The 22,167-nt window shown below is 68.4% G+C and carries 17 protein-coding genes; 7 read left to right on the top strand and 10 right to left on the bottom strand.

The genetic code is table 11. The features are described 5' to 3' along the window. Positions 1–15 precede the first annotated feature (15 nt). The 4 genes from AC1RJ9_RS12495 to ccrA form a co-directional block, all read right to left on the bottom strand. Positions 16–528: a CPBP family glutamic-type intramembrane protease gene (locus tag AC1RJ9_RS12495; protein ID WP_492837202.1), complete on the bottom strand. Its 513-nt coding sequence runs from the start codon at positions 526–528 to the stop codon at positions 16–18. 165 nt (positions 529–693) lie between these two features. Continuing rightward, positions 694–1,821, bottom strand: coding sequence for a Rieske 2Fe-2S domain-containing protein (locus tag AC1RJ9_RS12490; RefSeq protein WP_492837201.1), 1,128 nt, complete (start codon positions 1,819–1,821; stop codon positions 694–696). 172 nt (positions 1,822–1,993) lie between these two features. Beyond that, complete coding sequence (locus AC1RJ9_RS12485; protein ID WP_492837200.1) at positions 1,994–3,469, bottom strand: M20 family peptidase; 1,476 nt, start codon at positions 3,467–3,469, stop codon at positions 1,994–1,996. Positions 3,470–3,565: 96 nt separating this feature from the next. Beyond that, positions 3,566–4,852, bottom strand: a complete 1,287-nt coding sequence (ccrA, locus tag AC1RJ9_RS12480; RefSeq protein WP_492837199.1) for a crotonyl-CoA carboxylase/reductase — start codon at positions 4,850–4,852, stop codon at positions 3,566–3,568. A 199-nt stretch (positions 4,853–5,051) separates the two neighbouring features. On the opposite strand from ccrA, the gene AC1RJ9_RS12475 reads away from it, so the two are divergent. After that, positions 5,052–5,783 carry an enoyl-CoA hydratase/isomerase family protein gene (locus tag AC1RJ9_RS12475; RefSeq protein ID WP_492837198.1) on the top strand — a complete coding sequence of 244 codons (732 nt, stop codon included), beginning with the start codon at positions 5,052–5,054 and terminating at the stop codon, positions 5,781–5,783. Positions 5,784–5,789: 6 nt separating this feature from the next. On the opposite strand, the gene AC1RJ9_RS12470 is transcribed toward AC1RJ9_RS12475, so the two are convergent. Beyond that, positions 5,790–6,443 (bottom strand): Ltp family lipoprotein, encoded by a 654-nt coding sequence (locus AC1RJ9_RS12470; protein WP_492837197.1) that lies wholly within the window; start codon positions 6,441–6,443, stop codon positions 5,790–5,792. A gap of 203 nt (positions 6,444–6,646) precedes the next feature. On the opposite strand from AC1RJ9_RS12470, the gene AC1RJ9_RS12465 reads away from it, so the two are divergent. Beyond that, complete coding sequence (locus AC1RJ9_RS12465) at positions 6,647–8,635, top strand: methylmalonyl-CoA mutase family protein (protein ID WP_492837196.1); 1,989 nt, start codon at positions 6,647–6,649, stop codon at positions 8,633–8,635. Here AC1RJ9_RS12465 and AC1RJ9_RS12460 read toward each other — a convergent pair. Next, positions 8,632–10,008, bottom strand: coding sequence for an MFS transporter (locus AC1RJ9_RS12460; RefSeq protein WP_492837195.1), 1,377 nt, complete (start codon positions 10,006–10,008; stop codon positions 8,632–8,634). The two genes, AC1RJ9_RS12465 and AC1RJ9_RS12460, sit on opposite strands and share 4 nt — an antisense overlap. A 125-nt stretch (positions 10,009–10,133) precedes the next feature. Here AC1RJ9_RS12460 and AC1RJ9_RS12455 point away from each other — a divergent pair, with 125 nt between their 5' ends. Continuing rightward, a complete protein-coding gene (locus tag AC1RJ9_RS12455; protein WP_492837194.1) occupies positions 10,134–10,886 on the top strand; it encodes an extensin-like domain-containing protein in 753 nt (250 codons plus the stop codon). A gap of 7 nt (positions 10,887–10,893) precedes the next feature. Here AC1RJ9_RS12455 and AC1RJ9_RS12450 read toward each other — a convergent pair whose 3' ends face one another. Then, positions 10,894–11,385 carry an SRPBCC family protein gene (locus AC1RJ9_RS12450; RefSeq protein ID WP_492837193.1) on the bottom strand — a complete coding sequence of 164 codons (492 nt, stop codon included), beginning with the start codon at positions 11,383–11,385 and terminating at the stop codon, positions 10,894–10,896. Between the two features lie 203 nt (positions 11,386–11,588). On the opposite strand from AC1RJ9_RS12450, the gene AC1RJ9_RS12445 reads away from it, so the two are divergent. From AC1RJ9_RS12445 to AC1RJ9_RS12435, 3 genes are all read left to right on the top strand, one after another. Next, the gene (locus AC1RJ9_RS12445) at positions 11,589–12,509 is read left to right on the top strand and encodes an alpha/beta fold hydrolase (RefSeq protein ID WP_492837192.1); all 921 of its coding nucleotides are present in this window, start codon (positions 11,589–11,591) and stop codon (positions 12,507–12,509) included. Between the two features lie 126 nt (positions 12,510–12,635). After that, a complete protein-coding gene (locus tag AC1RJ9_RS12440; RefSeq protein WP_492837191.1) occupies positions 12,636–13,400 on the top strand; it encodes an SDR family oxidoreductase in 765 nt (254 codons plus the stop codon). A gap of 97 nt (positions 13,401–13,497) precedes the next feature. Beyond that, positions 13,498–16,050, top strand: coding sequence for a response regulator (locus tag AC1RJ9_RS12435; protein WP_492837190.1), 2,553 nt, complete (start codon positions 13,498–13,500; stop codon positions 16,048–16,050). Between the two features lie 13 nt (positions 16,051–16,063). On the opposite strand, the gene AC1RJ9_RS12430 is transcribed toward AC1RJ9_RS12435, so the two are convergent. Next, positions 16,064–17,224 carry an aminotransferase gene (locus AC1RJ9_RS12430; protein ID WP_492837189.1) on the bottom strand — a complete coding sequence of 387 codons (1,161 nt, stop codon included), beginning with the start codon at positions 17,222–17,224 and terminating at the stop codon, positions 16,064–16,066. Between the two features lie 87 nt (positions 17,225–17,311). Here AC1RJ9_RS12430 and AC1RJ9_RS12425 point away from each other — a divergent pair, with 87 nt between their 5' ends. Next, positions 17,312–17,560, top strand: a complete 249-nt coding sequence (locus AC1RJ9_RS12425) for a GlsB/YeaQ/YmgE family stress response membrane protein (protein WP_492837237.1) — start codon at positions 17,312–17,314, stop codon at positions 17,558–17,560. Between the two features lie 35 nt (positions 17,561–17,595). Here AC1RJ9_RS12425 and AC1RJ9_RS12420 read toward each other — a convergent pair whose 3' ends face one another. After that, positions 17,596–20,034, bottom strand: coding sequence for a putative bifunctional diguanylate cyclase/phosphodiesterase (locus AC1RJ9_RS12420; RefSeq protein WP_492837188.1), 2,439 nt, complete (start codon positions 20,032–20,034; stop codon positions 17,596–17,598). A 225-nt stretch (positions 20,035–20,259) separates the two neighbouring features. Further along, on the bottom strand, positions 20,260–22,095 hold the full coding sequence (gene typA, locus AC1RJ9_RS12415; RefSeq protein WP_492837187.1) for a translational GTPase TypA: 1,836 nt from the start codon (positions 22,093–22,095) through the stop codon (positions 20,260–20,262). Positions 22,096–22,167 lie beyond the last annotated feature (72 nt).

The following is a 22,167-nucleotide window of genomic DNA, read 5'->3' as shown; positions in this document are numbered from 1 at the left end:
GCTTTTTCGTGCGCGCTACGAGAGGGCGCTGACCCCGCCCAGCCAGGTCTGCCAAGCTACCACCAGCGCCCAGTGCAGGATCACCGCTGGCCAGATCGAGCCGGTCCTGTGGCGCATGATCGCGCAGCCCAGACCCAGCACGGCGCAGCACAGCAGGAAGTCGGGGCGAAGGAAGATCGGGGCGGCGGACTTCAGGAAGGTGACCGCCTCGACCACGTGCCAGAGCGTGTAGAGGCTGGTGGAAACGGCGATCTCCAGCCTCGGCCGGGCGCTTTCGTTGGGGCCGGGGGTCAGCATACCCCGGAAGGGGATCTCCTCGCCGAGGGCGGGGACGAGGAACACCACCAGCATCCGCAGGGCGAGGCCCGGTTCGGTCGGCTGGAGCCGGTAGAGGCCGGTGACGAAGCCGATGACCATCATCATCGCCAGGGTGGCGGCGGAGACGGCGAGGCAGAACAGCCAGCCGCGCGGGGACGGCAGGGTGCGGAGGCTGGTGAGGAGGCGGTGGCGGTAGATCGTCAGACTCATCGCACTCCCCATCTCCGTTTCCCCGGCGAAGGCCGGGGCCCAGATCGAACCCACGAGTAAGCGAGGGATACATGAGGCCGTTGGCGCGATCACCCAGACGCTCAGGCTGTATCTGGGCCCCGGCCTTCGCCGGGGAAACGGGGGTTTAGGGGCGGGCGGGGTAGGCTACGTCCGCCACCGCAGCGTCTGATCCTTCACCGGATTGACGAACGCCCGGCCCTCTTTCCGGCTGGCGGCCCACTCGCGCTTGCACTGGTGGTACCAGCGGGCCTGCTGGTCGGCGTCGCCCACCCACATCAGCGGCGGGTTCTGTCGCAGCCCCGGCGTCTGAGCCGCGACGATGGCGCCGTCCTGGCGCAGGAAGGCGCGGGCGGCCACGCGGATGATCGGATAGAGCGCCGTGAAGGCCCAGTGATCCGACCACATGATCTGGTTCATCCGGGTCTGGCCGGCGTTGATCGGCGTCATGGCCGACAGGGCCAGCACCTGCTTGTCGCCGACCGTTACATGCTCCCAGCGCAACCCCGGCAGGCGGAAGGTGATCTCGGTCAGCGGCTCGCCGCCCAGGATGGCGTAGGCCTTGGAGTTCTTGGACGGCTCATGCCGCACCATGGTGAAGCCGGCCTCGGACGGGCTGAAGGTCTTCTTCTTCTCGTGCTGGCTGGTCTTGGTCCGCCACCACCATTGCTGATGGACGAACGGGCCATGGGCCGGGTCGATCAGGCCCAGCACGGCGTGGTCGATATGGATGTCGTAGTCCAGATGGTCGACCAGCTTGGGCTTGCCGCCCACGATCCCGGGGATGGTCGGCGGCGGCTCCGGCGGCGTTCCGTCGAAGCGGGGGTCCGACGACATCCAGATCCAGACCATGCCCTGCTGCTCGACGGTCGGATACTTGCGCACCCGCACCTTGGAGATGTCGAAGTCGCTGTCGGCGGTCAGGGAGGGGATCGACTTGCACGCGCCGTCCGGCCCGAAGCGCCAGCCGTGATAGGGGCACTCGACGCTGTCGGTCCCGTCGGCCTCGCGGTGGACGCGGCCCGCTGAGAGAGCAGCGGCGCGATGGGGACAGATGTCGCGAATGGCGTAGACTTCGCCCGCCCGGGTGCGGCCCAGCAGCACCGGCTCGGCCAGATACTCCCGCTTCTCCATCCTGCCCGGCTTGAGGTCGGGCGACAGGGCGGCGACGTACCAGGCGTCCCAGACGAAGCCTTCGCCGAACTTGTCGCCAAGGGGCTGCTTGGCTGGACTGGCGCCGGGCTTGGCCTTCAGGAGCGGAACGTCGTCGGGCATGCGAGGGCTTCTAGCGGGCTTGGGTGAACGCTGTAACTTGAGGCGCAGTGTCGCAGCCGATTGCGACATCCGTGCTTGGACTCAGAAAAGCGTCAGCCAGAAGCCTGGACGGTCTCCCACCGCCAGGCGCGCCCAACCGAATTCCCCCGAACTCACGCCCCGCCCGACGGGCTCACCGCGACGCGGCGGTCTCCACCAGGCGCTGATAGAAGCGCACCATTCGCCCGACATTGTCCAGGCTGATGTGTTCGTCGGTGCCGTGGATGATCTTGGTCTCGTCGACCTTCAGCACCAGCGGCTGGAAGCGGTAGACGTCGCTGGCCACGCCGGTCAGGTAGCGGCTGTCGGTGCCGGCGGTGACCAGGCCCGGCACCACCGGAGCCTTGCTCTCGTCGGCGGCTAGGCCCGCCAGGGTCTTCCAGGCGTCGGAGCTGGTCGAGGAGATCGGCGAGGGCTCGTCGGTCTTGGTCCAGCTGAGCTCGACCGGCAGCTTGCCCACGGCGTCCTTGGCCCGCGCCATCACCTTGGCCGAGCTGTCGCCCGGCGCGATGCGGTAGTTGATCCAGGCGGTGGCGTCCTGCGGCAGGACGTTTTCCTTGGGCGAGCCCTTCAGCATGGTCGGGGCGATGGTGGTGTGCAGCATGGCCGCGCCCGCGGGCGTCTTGGCCGTGACCTTCACCAGCAGCGGCGCGAACAGCCAGGTGTTGGCCGCGAAGACCTTGACCACGGGCGAAGCGTGCGGGGCGATGGCCTTCAGCATGTCGGCGCCGGGGCCCTGGAACTTCATCGGGGCCTGGTGCTCGTCGATCGCCTGCACCGCCTTGGCCAGGGTGACGACGCCGCCGCCGTCGGCCGGCGGGGCCGAGGAGTGGCCGCCGACCGCGGGGGCCACGACCTTCATGGTGCCATAGCCCTTCTCGGCCGTGCCGATGATGGCGGCGGGCTTGCCGGTGACAGGATGGTCGGCGACCACGGCCATGCCCTCGTCCAGCACGAACTGGGCCTTGATGTTGCGCGACTTCAGCAGCGCCGCGGCGGCGCGGGCCCCGACCCCGCGCACCTCCTCGTCATGGCCGCTGACCACGATGACGGTGCGCATGGGCTTGAAGCCGCTGGCGGCCACCGCGTCGATCGCCTCGAACAGGGTGACCAGAGAGCCCTTGTCGTCGATCGAGCCCCGGCCCCAGACCGCGCCGTCGGCCACCACGCCGTCGAACGGCGGATGGGTCCAGGCGCCCTCGCTGCCCGGGGTGACCGGCACCACGTCCTGGTGGGCCATCAGCACGATCGGCGGCAAGGCCGGGTTCGAGCCGGGCCAGGTGTAGACCAGGGTGTGCTCGGCCACGACCTCGCGGGTCATGACCTTGTGGGCCTCCGGATAGGTCGCCTGCAGCCAGGCGTGCAGCTTGTCCCACTCGGCCGGCTGGTCCTCGGCCCTGTCCTGGTGGCTGATGGTCTGGAAGCGGACGGCCTGCGCCAGGTGGCCGGCGACCTTGTTGACGTCCACCGGACGCGCGGCGGCCAGCTTGACGCTGGCGGGATCCACCACGGCCGGCGCCTTGAAGGTGGCGGTCCGCACCGCGACCACGGCCGTCACGGCCAGGACCAGACCCACGGCCGTCAGCGCGACCTTACCCCCGACACCCATTCGTCACTCCCCAGGCGCTTTGGCCGAACACTTGTTGGAGGCGACTGTGCGTCGGGCGGGCGCGGCTGGCAATGGCGCCGTTGGGGAGCCTTGAGGTCAGGCCGCCCCTTCGCTCAGCTCCTGCACCTCTTCGAACGTCCGCAGGCCCGGCCGCTGCGCGCAGACCAGCACGGCCATGTTCCCCGGCAGGTGCTGGTTGGCCAGCATCTTCTCGTGGGCGGCGGGGATGTCGTTCCAGGGGAAGACCTCCGACAGGCACGGGTCGACGCGGCGGTCGATGACCAGCTGGTTGGCCGCCGAGGCCTGCATCAGGTTGGCGAAGTGGCTGCCCTGCACGCGCTTCTGGCGCATCCACAGGAAGCGGGCGTCCATGGTCAGGTTGAAGCCGCTGGTGCCGGCGCAGATGGCGACCATGCCGCCGCGCTTGACCACGAACACCGAGACCGGGAACGTCGCCTCGCCCGGGTGCTCGAACACCAGGTCCACGTCGCGGTTGCCGGTGATCTGCCAGATCGCCTTCCCGAACTTGCGGCTCTCCTTCATGTAGTCGGTGAACTCGGGGCCGTTGACCTTGGGCAGCTGGCCCCAGCAGTTGAACTCGTTGCGGTTCAGCACCGCCTTGGCGCCCATCGACAGCACGAACTCGCGCTTGTCCTCGGACGAGACCACTCCGATGGCGTTGGCGCCGGCCACGGCGGCCAGCTGCACGGCGAAGACGCCCAGCCCGCCCGACGCGCCCCAGACCAGCACGTTCTGGCCGGGTTTCAGCTCATGCGGCTTGTGGCCGAACAGCATGCGGTAGGCGGTGGCCAGGGTCAGGGTGTAGCAGGCGCTCTCTTCCCAGGTCAGGTGCTTGGGGCGCGGCATCAGCTGGCGCGACTGCACCCGGCAGAACTGGGCGAAGCTGCCGTCCGGCGTCTCGTAGCCCCAGATGCGCTGGCTGGGCGAGAACATCGGGTCGCCGCCGTTGCACTCCTCGTCGTCGCCGTCGTCCTGGTTGCAGTGGATGACGACCTCATCGCCCAGCTTCCAGCGCTTGACCTTCTTGCCCACCGCCCAGACGATGCCCGAGGCGTCGGAGCCGGCGATGTGATAGGGCTGCTTGTGGGCGTCCAGCACGCTGATCGGCTCGCCCAGGGCGGCCCAGACGCCGTTGTAGTTGACGCCGGCGGCCATCACGAGGACCAGCACCTCGTCCTCGCCGATCTCCCACGTGGGCACGACCTCGACCTGCATGGCCTGGGTCGGCTTGCCGTGGCGCTCCTTGCGGATGCTCCAGGCGTACATGGTCTTCGGGACATGGAAGGCCGGCGGGATCTCGCCGATCTCGTAGAGGTCCTTCAGGACCGGCGTTTCAGACGTCTCGAGCGTCGCGGTCGTCATCTCCACTCCCCATTCCTTGGCCGTCTTTCGCGCTGCAACAACGCATGAGGGCCAAACTCGGCTATGCGCGCCCGCTTGTTTTCGGGTCTCCCGAGCAAGGCTGAGACAACTGTTTGAAACTGGCAAGCGGAATCTTGTGCGTCGCAGCATCGCGTTGGGGAAGGTTGCCGGCTCCGGCGCGCCGGGCCACGGTGGCGGCATGATCCACCTGTCGCATCCGTACCCCGCGATCGCCCTCGTCGAGCTGGACACCGCGCCGGCCAACGTCCTGGCCATGGCCGAGCGGGCGCGGCTGCTGGAGGCCTTCGCCGCCATCGAGGCCGACCGGGCGGTGCGCGTCGTGGTGCTGACCGGCCGCAACGGCGCGTTCTGCACCGGAGACGATCTGGCCGAGTCGCTGTCGCGCGACGTCCCGACGCAGAGCGCCGCGATCCTGCACTTCCTGGCCATGTGCGACCGCGTCCTCGCCTGCCGCGTCCCGGTGATCGCGGCGGTGGATGGCTGGTGCATCGGCGGCGGGCTGGAGCTGGCCCTGGCCGCCGACATCCGCCTGGCCAGCGACCGCGCCAGCTTCGCCTGCTCGGCGGTGCGGATGGGGCTGACCGCCTCGGCCGAGCGCCTGACGCGCCTGATCGGCGAAAGCCGCGCCAAGCCCCACCTGCTGACCGGCGCGCCCTTCGACGCCGCGCGGGCGCTGGCGGACGGGGTGGCGGCGGAGATCCATCCGGCGGAGGGGTTGCTGGACGCGGCGCTGGCGATGGCGGGGGTCATCGCCTCCCGCGCGCCGCTGGCCGTGCAGGCGACCAAGCGGGTGGCGTCGGGTGTGTCGACGACGGAGGCCGAGATTCCGGGGTTGGCGGCGTCCGCCGATCACGCGGAGGCGCGATCGGCGTTCATGGGCAAGCGGCCTGCGGTGTTCAGTGGCCGCTGAACTTCGTCACGAGCAGGCCCCGGCCTGCCGCGCGCCGAAAGTGGCCTGGCTCACTGTGTATTTTTCCCCTGCGGAAGAGGACAGTTGCTCGATCAGGCCCTTGCAGGAAAACCCGGACATACTGAGGTATTGCTTGGCGGATCTAACCGCGTTCTCATTCCAATCGACGTCGAGGCTATCCACGGCCACGGTAGCGTCGGCGAGATCATAACCCTCGCCGGCGCTTGATGAGAGCTGCTCGATCAGGCCTTCCCGCGAGAAACCGGTCATCCTGAGGTACTGGTTTGCGGATCGGACGGCATTCCTTTGCGCGGAGGTCAGTCTGGACGTCGCTTCGGGCGCGGTCTCCGTTGCCTTAGCCGGTGATGCTGCGGCCGATTTCCTGGTCGCCTGCTTTGCGGTCGTGGGCCGTTCCGCCGTCGCGGCCGCTGGCGGAGCGTCGGCTGTTGTCGCTGGAGCAGGATGACTGCTGCCAATGATGAAAAGGATGATGATCGCCATCCAGCCAAAGGAAATCACCCTGGCGACGATACTGTAGCCTCTGCGTAGAAGAAACCACGCGAAAATCCAAGGCAGTAAGAATATCCCGATCCCCAGAGCAGCGCCAACCTTACGTTTGACGCCATTGCGCGGATCGTTACCGACAGACACTTCAGTCATTCTACGCTCCCCTACGACGTCGGATGCTAGGGCTAAGCCTAACGGACGACAAGGTGTTTGGTAGGTGGGGTCGTTGATGAACGCCTTAAGGTTGATCTCGAAGCTCTTGGTTCGCACCCGCGAACGCCATATTGCGTCGCAGCAAATCCCGGCTCATGATCACCGGTAAGTAAGGCCGCCAGAGCCGTCCCCGGGAGCCCGCCATGTCCTCGACGCCGTACCAGCATGCGCCCGATCCGCCGTGGATCTTCCGCACCTATGCCGGTCACTCGACGGCGGAGAAGTCCAACGCGCTCTATCGGGCCAATCTGGCGCGCGGCCAGACGGGGCTGTCGGTGGCCTTCGACCTGCCCACCCAGACCGGCTACGACCCCGACCACATCCTGGCGCGGGGCGAGGTCGGCAAGGTCGGCGTGCCGATCAGCCATCTGGGCGACATGCGCCAGCTCTTCAGCGAAATCCCGCTGGAGAAGATGAACACCTCCATGACCATCAACGCCCCGGCCGCCTGGCTGCTGGCGATGTACGTGGCGCTGGCCGACGAGCAGGGGGCGGATCGGGCCCTGCTGCAGGGCACGACGCAGAATGATCTGATCAAGGAGTATCTGTCGCGCGGCACCTACATCTTCCCGCCAGGCCCGAGCCTGCGGCTGATCGGCGACATGATCGCCTGGTGCTATCGCGAGGTTCCCAAGTGGAACCCGATGAACGTCTGCAGCTACCACCTGCAGGAGGCGGGCGCGACGCCGGAGCAGGAGCTGGCCTTCGCCCTGGCCACCGCCATTTCGGTGCTCGACACGGTCAAGGCCGGCGGCCAGGTGCCCGACGAGGACTTCGAGATCGTCGCCTCGCGGATCAGCTTCTTCGTCAACGCCGGCGTGCGGTTCGTCACCGAGCTGTGCAAGATGCGCAGCTTCACCAAGCTCTGGGACCAGATCCTGCTGGAACGCTACGGCGTGCAGGACAAGAAGGCCCGCCGCTTCCGCTACGGGGTGCAGGTCAACAGTCTGGGCCTGACCGAGCAGCAGCCCGAGAACAACGTCTACCGCATCCTGATCGAGGCCCTGGCCGTCACGCTCAGCAAGGACGCCCGTTGCCGGGCCCTGCAGCTGCCGGCCTGGAACGAGGCCCTGGGCCTGCCGCGCCCGTTCGACCAGCAGTGGTCGCTGCGGCTGCAACAGGTGCTGGCCTACGAGACCGACCTGCTGGAATACGAGGACCTGTTCGACGGCTCACACGTGGTCGAGGCCAAGGTCGCCGAGCTGTCGAAGGGGGCGCTGGAGCAGCTGGCCCTGATCGACGCGATGGGCGGGGCTGCGAGCGCGATCGACTACATGAAGACCGAGCTGGTCGGGTCGAACGCCAGGCGGGTGCGCTCGGTCGAGACCGGCGACCTGACCGTCGTGGGCGTCAACCGCTGGACGGACACCGAGGTCTCGCCGCTGTCGGCCGGGGAGAGCTCGATCGAGACGGTCGACCCGCGCCTGGAGGCCGATGTGGTCGCCCGCCTCAAGGCCTGGCGCGAGGCCCGCGATGACGGCGCCGTGCAAGCGGCGCTGGCCGACCTGCAGGCCGCCGCCCGCGACGGCCGCAACGTCATGGAGCCCTCGATCGTCGCCGCCAAGGCCGGCGTCACCACCGGCGAGTGGGCCGGGGCTCTTCGTGAAGTGTTCGGCGAATATCGCGGCCCGACCGGCGTGGCGGTGGTGGTCTCGACCGGCGAGGCCGAGGATGTCGAGGCGGTGAAGGCCGAGGTCGAGCGCGTCTCGCAACTGCTGGGCCGCACGCTCACCTACCTGGTCGGCAAGCCGGGCCTGGACGGCCACTCCAATGGCGCCGAGCAGATCGCCACCCGCGCCCGCGCCTGCGGCATGGAGGTGGTCTATGATGGCATCCGCTCGACGCCCGAAGAGATCGTCCGCCGCGCCAAGGAAAGCCGCGCTCACGTGGTCGGCCTGTCGATCCTGTCGGGCTCGCACCTGGACCTGGTGCAGGAGGTCATCCGCGTGATGCGCGCCGAGGGCCTGGGCGATATCCCCGTCGTGGTCGGCGGCATCATCCCCGACGCCGACGCCCTGATCCTCAAGCAGATGGGCGTGGCGCGGATCTACACGCCCAAGGACTTCAAGATCACCGAGATCATGGGCGATGTGGTGCGGTTGGTGGAAGCGACGGCGCTGGAGCGGGTTTAGCTCCGCCCCAGCCGCCAGGCCGCGACAAACCCGACCACGGCCAGCGGCAGGAATGCGCCGAACAGCACCAGGCCGTTGGTCGGGGCCAGAGCCAGATCCACGCCGTGGCTGAAGCCGAGAACATTGGCGATAGCGCCGGCGCCGGCTGAGCCGACGGCGCCGCCGATCAGCTGGGCGGTGGGGACGGCGCCGGAAGCCGTGGCCTGTTCCTCGGCCGGGACGGCGGCGATGGCGCGGCGGGCGATGAAGGCGTGGCAGAGGCCAAAGCCGGCGCCGAGAACGCAAAAGGCGGCGGCGATCTCCATCAAGGTTCCGCGCGGCACGGCCCAGGCCGAGAGGGCGGCGCCGAGCAGGATTACCCCAGCCCCGAGGCGGACCAGGCGACCGTCCTTCTCGGCCGGGGTGTGGCCGACCAGCATGGCGCAGAGGGTCCAGCCGGCCGCGATCGCGCCGGTGACGTAGCCCGCCGTCAGGGGCGAGGCGTGGTGGATGACCTGGATGAAAGCCGGGCCATAGACCGTGAAGCCGATCACCGCCGCCTCGCAGGCGAAGATGGTCAGCAAGCCGAGGCCCGTGGCGGTGCGCAGGTCGGCCGCCGTGCGGGGCAGCAGGCGGTGGTGGGTCCTGGCGTTGGCGGCCAGCATGGCGGCCATGCCAAGGACGCCGCCGATCGCCAGGCCGATCGCCCATCGCGGCGAGGCCACGACGCCGGCCGCGCCGATCAGGCTGACGCCGACCACCAGCAGGAAGAGCTGCAGGCTGGGAATGCGGCTCTGACCCTTTTCGTTCTTGTCGGCCGGCAGCATGACCATCACCGCGCCGACGAAGATGATCGCCTGGACCACGAACAGCCAGAACGCTCCACGCCAGAAGCCGGCGGCGGCGAACAGGCCGCCCAGCAGCGGGCCCAGCAGGGTCGCCGCGCCCCAGATCCCCGCCACCGCGCCATAGACCCGCGGCCACAGGCTTTCGGGGAAAAGGGCGGTGATGGCGACGTAGCAGAGGGCCACGACCGCGCCCGCGCCCAGGCCCTGGATCAGGCGGCCCAGAATGAAGGTGACGAACTCCGGCGCCAGGGCGCTCATCGCGCAGCCGATGGCGTAGACGAGGCCCGTCAAGGCCGTGGCGGTGCGCAGGCCCAGCGCCATGGAAAGCTTGCCCGAACAGGCCCCGGCGACGATCGAGCCGGTCAGATAGGCCGCCACCGACCAGCCGAAATACTGGTAGCCGCCGATCTCGTTGGCGACGCTGGGCATGATCGTCGCCGTCACCAGGGTGTCGGCGGCGTTCAGCCAGATGCCCAGGCACAGCAGGGCGAAGCGCGGCGCCAGGGTCTTGTCGACCAGGCGCCCGGAAGAGGCGGGCGTGTTCATGCCGGGCACATGGCCTTTTTCCGCGTCATAGCCAAGTCCGGAGAACCTCGACGGTTGAACCCGTCGCCTTGGTCGTGCTTGGTGACCGGCGTTAACCTTTTCCTTCGGGGCGCTTTCCCAGTTCCATGCGCTATCGCGTTCCGCACAATCCGCGCATCGAGCACGAGGTCCGTCATCGGGCGCGCCTGGCCCGTTACGCCGGCCTCGTCATCCTGTGGCTGATCGTGCTGCTGATGACCTTCGTGGCCGAGCGGAAGATTCCCGACCAGCACCTGCCGTGGAAGCCGCTCAGCGTCGTCGACCCCGTGGGCCTGGCCACCCGGGTCAAGGCGGCGCGGGCCGGGGCCGACCCCAAGCTGTGTCGCGGGATCATCGCCAAGGCCGGGGTTGTCTATGCCGAGGTCCCCGAACGCACCGAGGGCGAGTTCTGCGAACTGCGCGACGCGGTCCTGTTGCGGTCGGGCCTGGCCAGGCTGGAGCCGGCCGAGGCGCCGCTGGTCTGTAAGGAAGCCCTGGCCCTGACCATCTGGGAGCGCCAGGTGGTGCAGCCGGCCGCCGACGAACTGCTGGGCCAGGGTGTGGCCGGCATCGAGCACTATGGCAGCTATGCCTGCCGGCGGATGTACGGCCAGAAGGATGGGCCGGTCAGCGAGCACGCCCGCGCCGCCGCCATCGACATCGCCGGTTTTAGGCTGACCGACGGCCAGGTCGTCAGCGTGGCGTCGGACTGGACCGATCCGGGCCCGCGCGGCCAGTTCCTGCGGCGGGTGCGCGACGGCGCCTGCCGGGTGTTCCTGACCACGCTGAGCCCGGACTACAACGCCGAGCACCGCGACCACTTCCACCTGGATATGAGCGGGTGGACGAAGTGCTCGTGACAGGGCGTCAGAGCGTCGCCGCCAGTGCCGCCAGCTGATCCGCCACGATCCCCCAGCCTTCGTGGAAACCCATCTGCTCGTGGGCGGCCTTATCCTCGGCGGTCCAGTGGCGGGCCACGGCGCGGTAGCGGGTCTTGCCGTCGCCCAGGTCCTCGAAGGTGACGGTGGCCACCATGAACGGCTTGGTCGAGGGCTTCCAGGTTTCGGTGAAGGCGTCGGTGAAGACGATCTTCTCGTTGGGGATCACTTCCAGATAGACGCCCGGCTGCGGCACGACCTCGCCGTTCGGCCCGTTCATCTCCAGATAGGTGTTGCCGCCGGTGCGGACATCCATGCGCACATTGGAGACGGTCCAGGGCTTGGGGCAGAACCACCGCGGCATCAGCTCCGGCGTGGTCCAGCACGCGTAGAGCTTCTCGCGCGGCGCATCGATGATCCGTTCAAGGACGAGTTCGCGGTCAGCGGGGAAGTCGGCGGCGTGGGCGGTGTCGAGCGGCATTGAGCGTCTCCTGTTGATCCGAAGTCTCGCCGCAAGGACGGGCGCGATCCAGGCGTCCCGACATCGGTCGCTAAAAATTCCAAAGAACGATGTTCCGTGGTTGAATTCGCCAAATCCCGGCGGCTCCAGCACAGAGGCGCGGGTCCGAAAGACGGATGCTTGCCTTCGACGGTCGGACGGTCCGACCCGCCAAGGATAAGACCATGACCCGCAAGCTCGCGGGCGCGCTCGCCGCCCTGACTGTCTCGACCCTGTTCGCCACGACCTCGGCCCACGCGGTCGAGCCGTTCCCCGCCGGCTTCAAGGCCAGCGACATCGCCGCCAACGGCACGACCCTGCACGTCCGCGTCGGCGGAACGGGTCCGGCGGTGGTGCTGCTGCACGGCTTCGCCGACACCGGCGACATGTGGGCGCCGGCGGCCAGGGAGCTGGCCAAGACCCACACGGTCATCGTGCCCGACCTGCGCGGCATGGGTCTGTCGGCCCATCCGGAAGGCGGCTACGACAAGAAGACGCAAGGCGAGGACATCGCCGCGGTGATGGACGCCCTGAAGGTCCAGAAGGCCCAGCTGGTCACCCACGACATCGGCAACATGGTCGGCTACGCCCTGGCCGCCGAGCATCCCGACCGCATCACCAGGTGGGTGGTGATCGACGCTCCGCTGCCGGGCATCGGCCCCTGGGACGAGATCCTGAAGCTGCCGATGCTGTGGCACTTCAACTTCCGCGGTCCGGACATGGAGCGTCTGGTCGCCGGCCGCGAGCGCATCTATCTGGACCGTTTCTACAACGAGCTGTCGTTCAAGCCGGCCTCGATCACGGAAGGAACCCGCCAGCACTATGCGGCGCTCTACGCCCGCCCCGGCGCGATGCATTCGGCCTTCGAGCAGTTCAAGGCCTTCACTCAGGACGCCGTCGACAACCAGGCCTTCGCCGCCAAGGGCAAGCTGCCCATGCCGGTGCTGGCGGTCGGCGCCGACCACTCGTTCGGCGAGCGCCAGGCCGAGGTGCTGCGCTTCGTGGCCAGCGACGTAACGGCCAAGGTGCTGCCCGACTCCGGGCACTGGGTGATGGAGGAACAACCCGCCGCGACCACGGCGATCATCACGGGGTTCCTGGACTAGGATCGCCCGTTCCCTGTCTTCCCGGCCGCGGCGCCGCCCCAGAGCCGGGATAACAGGAGTGCTTGACCCATCGCCGCCTTGCCGCCAGTTTGATGTCAAATTCAAACAAACGTTTAGGGTGGCGCGATGAACCTCTTCGACCTGACCGGCAAGGTGGCGGTCATCACCGGGTCCTCGCGCGGCATCGGCAAGGCGATCGCCGAGCGGATGGCCGAGCACGGGGCCAAGGTGGTGATCTCCTCGCGCAAGCTGGAACCGTGCGAGGAGGTCGCCGCCGCGCTCAACGCCAAACACGGACCGGGGACGGCCATCGCGGTTCCGGCCAATATCGCCTCGAAAGAGGATCTCCAGCACCTCGTCGACCAGACTCGCAAGGTCTTCGGCCAGGTCGACATCTGCGTCTGCAACGCCGCCAGCAATCCCTACTATGGTCCGCTGGCCGGGATCAGCGATGACCAGTTCCGCAAGATCCTGGACAACAACATCATCAGCAATCACTGGCTGATCGGCATGGTCGCGCCGGAGATGCGGGAACGGAAAGACGGCGCGATCATCATCGTCTCGTCGATCGGCGGCCTGCGCGGCAACGCCATCATCGGGGCCTACAACATCTCCAAGGCCGCCGACTTCCAGCTGGCCCGCAACCTGGCGCACGAGTTCGGGCCGGACAACGTGCGGGTCAACTGCATCGCGCCGGGCCTGATCAAGACCGACTTCGCCCGGGCGCTTTGGGAGAACCCCGAGACCCTGAAGCGCGCCACGACCGCCGTCCCGCTACGCCGGATCGGCGAGCCGGACGAGCTGGCCGGGGCGGCGGTCTATCTCGCCTCCAAGGCCGGCAGCTTCATGACCGGACAGGCGCTGGTGGTGGACGGCGGGGCGACCATTTGAGCGGGACGAACCCGAAGTCGTTCAATCCCGGAGACAAGCTTAACCGGTCCTACATCTATCGCCTCGAAGGGTGGCCGTAGTCTCCAGGGAACCGGACTTGCGGCGCCTTCTCGTCTTTCTTGCTCTGATCGGGTCCCTCGTGGCCGGCGCCGCGCACGCGCAAGGGTCCGTGCCCCTGGCTCAGCGCCTGGACCAGCTGGCTCGTGAGATCGGCGCGCACGAGGTTCGCAATCCTCCCCGCGGCAACGAAGACATCGAACGGGCCGGCCGCCGCGCCCTGCGTGATCGCGGCGAGGCCCGGCTCTATGGCCTGTGGCGGGTGCTCTACGCCTACAAGAGCAACCAGATCGAAGGCCGCTTTGGCGCCTGGGCCAAGCTGGCCCGCGAGGCGGCCGCCCATGACCACGACACCCAGCTCGCCACGCTCGTCGATCTGGAAGCCCTGGCCTATCGCCATGAGACCCGCGGCTTCCGCGCCTTCACGGAGGGCGACTGGCGCAAGTATCTGAGCCAATCCGGTCCCGACATCCGGGTGATGGCCGGCGTGGAGCGCGTAAGGCACCTGGGGCAGATGGGCCGCTGGGCCGAAGCCGCGCGCCTGGCCGCCGACTTGCAGGTCGATATCGAGCGGCGCGGCCGCGTCGCCGAACCGGTGCTGGCCGAGCTGCATCAGGTCCACAGCTACACGCTGTCGGACATCGGCGACAAGGAAGGCGCCCTGGACCACATGGCCCAGGCCGTGAGGCTGGACGAGCGCGACGCTTTCCACATCCGCAAGATCGAGCGGATCTACGACATCGCCTACACGGCCGCCGACCTGGGCGAGCTGGGCGCGGCTCAGCGCATGGCCGACCTGCATCACCGGATGGTCATGGCCGACGGCGACAAGGACCTGCGGACCTGGGACCAGCACCTGTGCGCGCGTATCGCCCTGCTGCTGAACCAGCCGCGCAAGGTGCTGGCGTGCCTCAGCGGCGCCCAGGCCGAGCTCGACAATCCCAACCGCCGGCTGCAGGTCATCCTGTTGCGCCAGCGCGCCCAGGCGCAGGCCCAGCTAGGCATGGCCGCCGCCGCCCGCGCCGACCTGGAGCGGCTGAAGAGCGTTCCGGCGGTGCTGAGCCAGCGCGACCTCCAAGCCGAAGCCCTGGTCCAGGCCTATATCGACCACGCCGAAGGCCGCGGCGCCCTGGCTTTCCAGGAACTGGACGCCTGGCGGCGCGCCAACAGCGCGGAGACCGAGAAGGCCCATGCGCGCAGCGTGACCGAGATATCCTCCGCCCTCGACAGCGAGCTGCGCGCCAAGCGCGACGAGAGCCGCCGCCTGACCGAAGAGGTGCGGCTCAGCCGCAGCCTGGCGCGGGCGTCCGTGGTCATCGCGCTCCTGCTCGGCGTCTTGGTCGCCGGGGGCGTCGCCTGGGCCCTCCACCAGCGCCGCGCCTCGCGCCGCCTGAAGGGCGCCCAGGAGCACGCCGAGGCCGCCAGCAAGGCCAAGTCGGCCTTCCTGGCGGTGATGAGTCACGAGCTGCGTACGCCGTTGAACGGCATGCTGGGCCTGGCCCAGGCGCTGCGCGCCGGGACCCTGACGCCGGAGCAGCGCGAGCAGGTCGACCTGATCATGGACAGCGGCGACACGTTGCTGGTTCTGCTGAACGACATTCTCGACCTCTCCAAGATCGAGGCCGGCAAGCTGGAGATCGCGCCCACGGTCGGCGACCTGGTCCGGACCTGCGCCCGTCTGGTCGGCGGCTACCAGCCGACGGCGCGCGAAAAGGGCGTGGCCCTGACCTTCAAGCTGGAGAGCGAGGCGCCCGGGCCGCTGATGTTCGACGGGGTGCGGGTGCGCCAGTGCCTGACCAACCTGGTCTCCAACGCCCTGAAGTTCACCACGGAGGGCAAGGTCGAGGTGGCCCTGGCCTGCTATCCGGAGGAGGAGGGGCGTGTCCGCGTGCGGCTGCGGGTGGCGGACACTGGCATCGGCATGAACAAGGCCACGGTCGCCAAGCTGTTCCGCCCCTTCGTCCAGGCCGACGCCTCGACCACCCGCAACTTCGGCGGCACGGGCCTTGGCTTGAATATCACCCGCCGGCTGGTCGAGATGATGCGCGGCGAGATCCGCGTCGAGAGCGAAGCGGGGCGGGGCTCGGTCTTCACCATCGAGATGCTGGTCGACGCGGCCGACGCCTCCGAACTGCCGGTCAGCCAGGCCGAGGCTGGCGAGAATGATGTCCGCTTCGCCGCCTTGCATGGCCGCCGCGTGCTGGTGGTCGACGACCATCCGGTCAACCGCCGTGTCATCCGTCTCTTCCTCGAGCCGTTCGAGTGCGAGCTGGTCGAGGCCCAGAACGGCCAGGAGGCGCTGGACGTGTTGGAGCGCGAGCCGGTCGATCTCATCCTGATGGACGTCAACATGCCGGTGATGGACGGGCTGGAGGCCACGCGTCGGCTGCGCGGGGATTCGCGGTTGGCGCGGCTGCCGGTGATCGCGCTGACGGCCGATGTCATGTCGGCGCAGATCAAGATATGCCTGGAGGCGGGCTGCGACGCGCACGTCGCCAAGCCGATCGACCTGCGGAACTTGCTGTCGGTGATGGATACGTGCCTGGCGCGGGGTGTGGCGCGCGAGGTGATGGCGGGACTGAGCGCGCTGTAGCCTGTCGGCTTTGTCAGCTGAAAGCAGTCCGGGCCCTCGCCAGCCGCTCCACCGCCGCGTCCAGCGTCGCGTCCGCCTTGGCGAAGCATAGCCGCACCACGTTGCGCACCGGGGCCTCGGCGAAGAACGCCGACACCGGGATCGCCGCGACGCCGAACTCGACGACGATCCGTTCACAGAAGGTCACGTCGTCGACCATGATCCCCGACGCCGTCAGGTCGACGTTGAGGAAATACGTCCCCTGGCTCTCCAGCACGACATAGCCCGCCGCGCGCAGGCCGGCGGTCAGGCGGTCGCGAGAGCGCTGCATCTCGGCGGGCATCTGGTCGAACCAGGCGCGGTGGTTGTCGAGGCCCCACGCCACGCCGGTCTGCAGGTTCGGCGGCGTGGTGAAGGTCAGGAACTGGTGGGCCGCCGCCAGAGGCCCGATCAGGGCGGGCGCGGCCATCAGGAAGCCGACCTTCCAGCCGGTCATGCCGAACAGCTTGCCGGCCGAGCCGATCTTCACCGTCCGCTCGCGCATGCCTGGGAAGGTCATCAGCGGCCGATGCTCGCGTCCGTCGAACACCACCGCCTCCCACACCTCGTCGCAGACCGCGATCGTGTCGTGCTCCACGCAGAACTGGGCCAGCAGGGCGAGGTCCTCGGCGGGCGTGACGATCCCGGCCGGGTTCAGCGGACTGTTCAACACCACCATCCGGGTCCTGTCGCTGAACGCCGCCTCCAGCATCGCCCGGTCGAAGCGCCAGTGCGGCGGGGCCAGACGGACCAGTCGGGGAATCCCGCCCGCGCGGCGGACCAGCGGCAGGTAGGCGTCGTACAGGGGCTGGAACAGCACCACCTCGTCGCCGGGCGAGATCAGGGCCGTGAACGCCGCCGCCAGGGCCTCCGTGGCGCCGGAGGTGACGACGATCTCCGTGTCTGGATCAAGTTCCAGGCCTTGCGTCCGGCCATAGTGCCCGGCCACGGCGGCGCGCAGCTCCGGCAGGCCGCGCATCGGCGGATACTGGTTGGAGCCCTCGATCAGCGCCCGCGCCGCGGCTTCGCGGACGGGCAGGGGGCCCTGGTCGTCGGGAAAACCCTGGCCCAGATTGATCGCGCCGTGCTGGCGCGCCAGCCCGCTCATCCGCTCGAAGATCGTGGTGGGCAGGTTGTCGAAGACGGGATGGACCATGCCCTTGCCTAACACGGCGCGGGAATTCTGAAACCCGGCGGCCGCTCGCGCATTCTCATGGCTCAGCTTTTAGAGGAGGGCATCATCATGCACGGCGTCGGTTTCATCGGAGCCATCATCATCGGGATCTTCGCCGGCTGGATCGCCGAGAAGATCATGAAGCGCGACCACGGACTGCTGACCAACCTGATCGTCGGCCTGGTCGGCGCGCTGATCGGCGCGTTCCTGGCCGGCATGCTGGGCATTCACTTCTGGGGCTGGGTCGGCAGTCTGCTGATCTCGACCCTGGGCGCGGTGCTGCTGCTGTGGCTGCTGGGGCTGGTGAAGAAGAACTAGGACGGGGTCGTCGGAGGGGGAGGAAGGTTGGGCGTCTACCCTACCGCCGTTTCCTCTTCCTCCGCGCCGTCGTCCGCGCCTTCCCGCCGCATCCGCCGCGCCAGGTTCGACAGCAGGAAGCTCGGGATGTCGCCCACCGGCATCGGCCGCCCGTACAGGAAGCCCTGGAAGGTGTCGCAGCGCATGTCGGACAGCAGCCGCGCCTGGGCGGCGGTCTCGACACCCTCGGCGGTGACCTCCAGGTTCAGAGTCTGGCCCAGCAGGGCGATGGTGCGCAGGATGTCGGCGATGGCCGTGTTGTCCTGCATTTCCGCCACGAACGAACGGTCGATCTTGATCTTGTCGAACGGGAACCGCCACAGATAGGCCAGGCTGGAATAGCCGGTGCCGAAGTCGTCCATGGCGATCTTGACGCCCAGGGCCTTCAGGGCGGCCAGCTGTTCCAGGGTTTTGGCGCTGTCGTGCAGCAGCAGGCCCTCGGTGATCTCCAGCTCCAGGCGGCCCGGCGCCAGGCCCGACCCGGCGAGAGCGGCCTTGACCTGGGCGACCAGGTCGCCCGAGGCGAACTGGTTGGGCGACAGGTTGACGGCGACGGTCAGGTGCGAGGGCCAGCCAGCGGCGGTCCTGCAGGCCTCGTGCAGCACCCACTCGCCGATCTTGCCGATCAGGCCCCATTGCTCGGCGGACTCGATGAAGTCGTCCGGCGGCACCAGGCCCCGGCGCGGATGCTGCCAGCGCAGCAGGGCCTCGAAGCCGGTGGTTTCGTGCTCATGAGCGCCGATCAGCGGCTGGAAGAACAGCTTCAGCTCGTTGTTGGCCAGGGCGTCACGCAGGTCCAGTTCCAGCGCCCGGCGCTCCTGGGCCCAGACGTCCATGGCGGTCTCGAAGAAGCGATAAGCCCCGCGTCCGTCGCCCTTGGCGCGGTAGAGGGCCAGGTCGGCGTTCTTCAGAAGGCCGTCCGGATCGTCGGCGTCGAATGGCGCGACGGCGATGCCGACGCTGGCCCCGATCAGCACGTTGTGGCCGCGCACGTCGTAGGGATGCGAGAGCGCGTCGACGATGGTCATGGCCAGGACGCCCAGCGCCTCCGCGCCCGGCGAGGGGGCGATGACCACGGCGAACTCGTCGCCGCCGAGGCGCGAGACCAGACCTTGGGCCCCGACGCAGTCGCGCAGGCGGGTGGCGGCCTGGACCAGCAAGGCGTCGCCGATCGGGTGGCCCAGGCTGTCATTGACGCCCTTGAAATGGTCGAGGTCCAGGCACAGCACGGCGCAGCCTTTGCCGCTTCCGCCATGGGCCTTGGGCTTGCCATGCTCGGTCCAGGCCTTGCCCAGGGCCTGCAGGAACGACAGGCGGTTGGGCAGCTGGGTCAACACGTCGTAGTGGGCCAGGCGCGAGATGCGGGCCTGATCCTCGCGGGCCTGGGTGATGTCGGCGCCCACGCCCCGGAAACCGATGAAGGCGCCGTCCAGGTCGAGCACGGGTTTGGCCGACAGTGACCACCAGTGGGTCTCCCTGGACTCGGGATTTGGACCGACGCCGATCGAAACGACCACGTCGCGGAAGGTCTTCTGTTCGGCGAACAGGGCCGAGAGGGAGGCGACCGGGCCGCTCGGGGCCTCGGCCGCGCCGCACAGCTCGGACATCGGCCGGCCGATCAGCGCGTCCTTGTCGGCGCCGGCCGCGGCGGCCATGCGGTCGGAGACATAGGTCATGGCCCCGGAAGCATCGACCTCCCACAGCCAGTCGCTGGCGCCTTCCTCGAAGTCGCTGAGCAGCAGCGACACGACCAGCCTCTGCTGTTCCAGCTCGTCGGCGGCGACGAGGCGTTCGACGAAGATCTTGGCGTGTGACAGGCACGAGACGCTGACCACCAGGTGGCAGAAGATCAGCAGGCCGCCCAGGGCGTACAGGACCGGGTCGTTGCTGGTGGCCAGCACCCACAGGGCGCCGATGACCATGGGAGTCGAATAGGCGATGGCGGCGGCCGGCAGGGTCAGCATGGCGAAGCCGCCGCAGCCGATCATGCCGGCCAGGACCGAGGCGACCAGCATCGGCATGGCGTCCGAGAAGCCCTGCGCCTTGGGCATGGTCAGGACTGGCAGTACGCTCCACAATAGGCCCAGCAGGCCCGCCTGGATGACGATGCGGCGCACGCCGCGCGCGGACACCGTGGACTTGGCGCTCTTGCGGCGCCGGGCGGCGTACCAGCCGCGCAGACCCAGCAGCGCGTAGCTCATCACCAGCGCCGCCCAGACCGTCAGGATGACGCGGTGCGGGCCGGTCAGGCCGGCCAGATTGACCAGCAGGGCGATGACGATGTTGGCGCTCATCATCACAGGAGTCATGCGCAGGATGCTTTGCACCTGCTCCATGCGCACGCGTCCGGCCATGGCCTCGGGCACGGCGGGAGTCACGCGCTCGGCGAGCGCGGCCAGGCCGCGGCCGATCCTCGAGCTGGCGATGGCGCGCACGCGCGGTCCTCGTCTCATCCGGAGTGGAGATCCCCTGGGCAAATCATCGTTCGCCCGGGTAAACCTCCGGTTAAGTCGACGTGTCGTTTGAGCAAACCGTGCGATGGATTCGCATGCGCGCCGGTATTCGCGCGCGGCGCTTCAGATGACGCCGTCGCGTCAACCGCAAAGAAAAAGGCCGCCGTCCTTTCGAACGGCGGCCCAATTTTCGAAGGGTGAAGAACCCTACTCTTCCTTGACGCGACGCTTGCGGAACGACGGGTTCAGGATCTGCTTGCGCAGGCGGATGCTCTTCGGGGTCACCTCGACCAGCTCGTCTTCCTCGATATAGGCGATGGCCTGTTCGAGGGTCATGCGGCGCGGCGGGGTCAGGCGGATCGACTCGTCCTTGCCCGAGGCGCGGACGTTGGTCAGCTGCTTGGCCTTCATCGGGTTGACGTCGAGGTCGTCCTGACGGGCGTTCTCGCCGATGATCATGCCGAGGTAGCACTTCTCGTTGGCGCCGACGAACATCACGCCGCGCTCTTCCAGGTTCCACAGCGCGTAGGCCGCGGTCTCACCGTCCGAGTTCGAGATCAGCACGCCCTTGCGCTGCTGGTCGAAAGCGCCCTTGTACGGCTCGTAGTGGCTGAACACGCGGTTCAGCACGCCCGAACCGCGCGTGTCGGTCAGGAACTCGCCCTGATAGCCGATCAGCGAGCGCGAGGGGGCGACCAGCTGGATGCGGGTCTTGCCCGCGCCCGACGGGCCCATGTCCTTCAGCTCGGCCTTCCGCAGCGACAGCTTCTCGATGACGATGCCCGAGAATTCGTCGTCGACGTCGATCATGACGTCTTCCATCGGCTCCAGGCGCTTGCCGGTTTCCGGATCGGTCTGGAACACGACGCGCGGACGGCTGATCGACACCTCGAAGCCTTCGCGGCGCATGTTCTCGATCAGGACGCCCAGCTGCAGTTCGCCCCGGCCCGACACTTCATAGGCGTCGCCTTCGGCCGTCTCGGTGACCTTGATGGCCACGTTCGATTCGGCTTCCTTCAGCAGGCGGTCGCGGATCACGCGGCTCTGGACCTTGTCGCCTTCGCGGCCGGCCAGCGGGCTGTCATTGACCGAGACCGTCATCGAGATGGTCGGCGGATCGATCGGCTGGGCCGGCAGGGCCTCGGTCACTTCCAGGGCGCACAGGGTGTCGGCGACGGTGGCCTTCGACATGCCGGCGATGGCGACGATGTCACCGGCTTCGGCGCCTTCGTCGACCGGCGAACGCTTCAGGCCGCGGAAGGCCAGCACCTTGGTGATGCGGCCGCGCTCGATTTCCTTGCCGTTGCGATCCAGGGCCTTGATGGCCATGCCCGGGATGGCCTTGCCGCTCTCGATACGGCCGGTCAGCAGGCGGCCCAGGAACGGGTCGCTTTCGATCAGCACGTTCAGGATCTGGAACGGCTCGTCGGTCTTGGCGATCTGCTTCGGCTCCGGCACGTGGCGGACGATCAGGTCGAACAACGGGGCCAGGTTGTCGTTGGGCACGTTCATGTCGAGCGTGGCCCAGCCGGCGCGGCCCGAGGCGTAGATGTGCGGGAAGTCCAGCTGCTCGTCCGTGGCGCCGATGGCGGCGAACAGGTCGAAGGCGGCGTTGTGGACGCGGTCCGGATCGGCGTGGGCGCGGTCGACCTTATTGATGCAGAGGATCGGCTTCAGGCCCATCTTCAGCGCCTTGGTCAGCACGAACTTGGTCTGCGGCATGACGCCTTCCTCGGCGTCGACCAGCAGGACGCAGCCGTCCACCATGCCCAGGATACGTTCGACTTCGCCGCCGAAGTCGGCGTGGCCGGGGGTGTCGATGATGTTGATGCGGGTTTCGCCCGCTTCACCGTTCCACAGCACGCTGGTGCACTTGGCCAGAATGGTGATGCCGCGCTCGCGCTCCTGGTCGTTGGAGTCCATGGCGCGCTCGGTGGTGGCTTCATTGGCGCGGAAGACGCCCGACTGGGCCAGCAGCTGGTCGACGAGGGTGGTCTTGCCATGATCGACGTGCGCGATGATGGCGATATTTCGCATGGACATGGGAACGGACGGACTTTCGGGAGGAATAGGAGATGACGCTCTACGCGTCAGGCGCGCGGCTTTTACGCGACT

Source organism: Caulobacter sp. GW822-FHT07D08, assembly GCF_058798735.1.
Note: the sequence above shows the minus strand (reverse complement) of the source record. Positions and strands in the feature narration are given on the sequence as shown.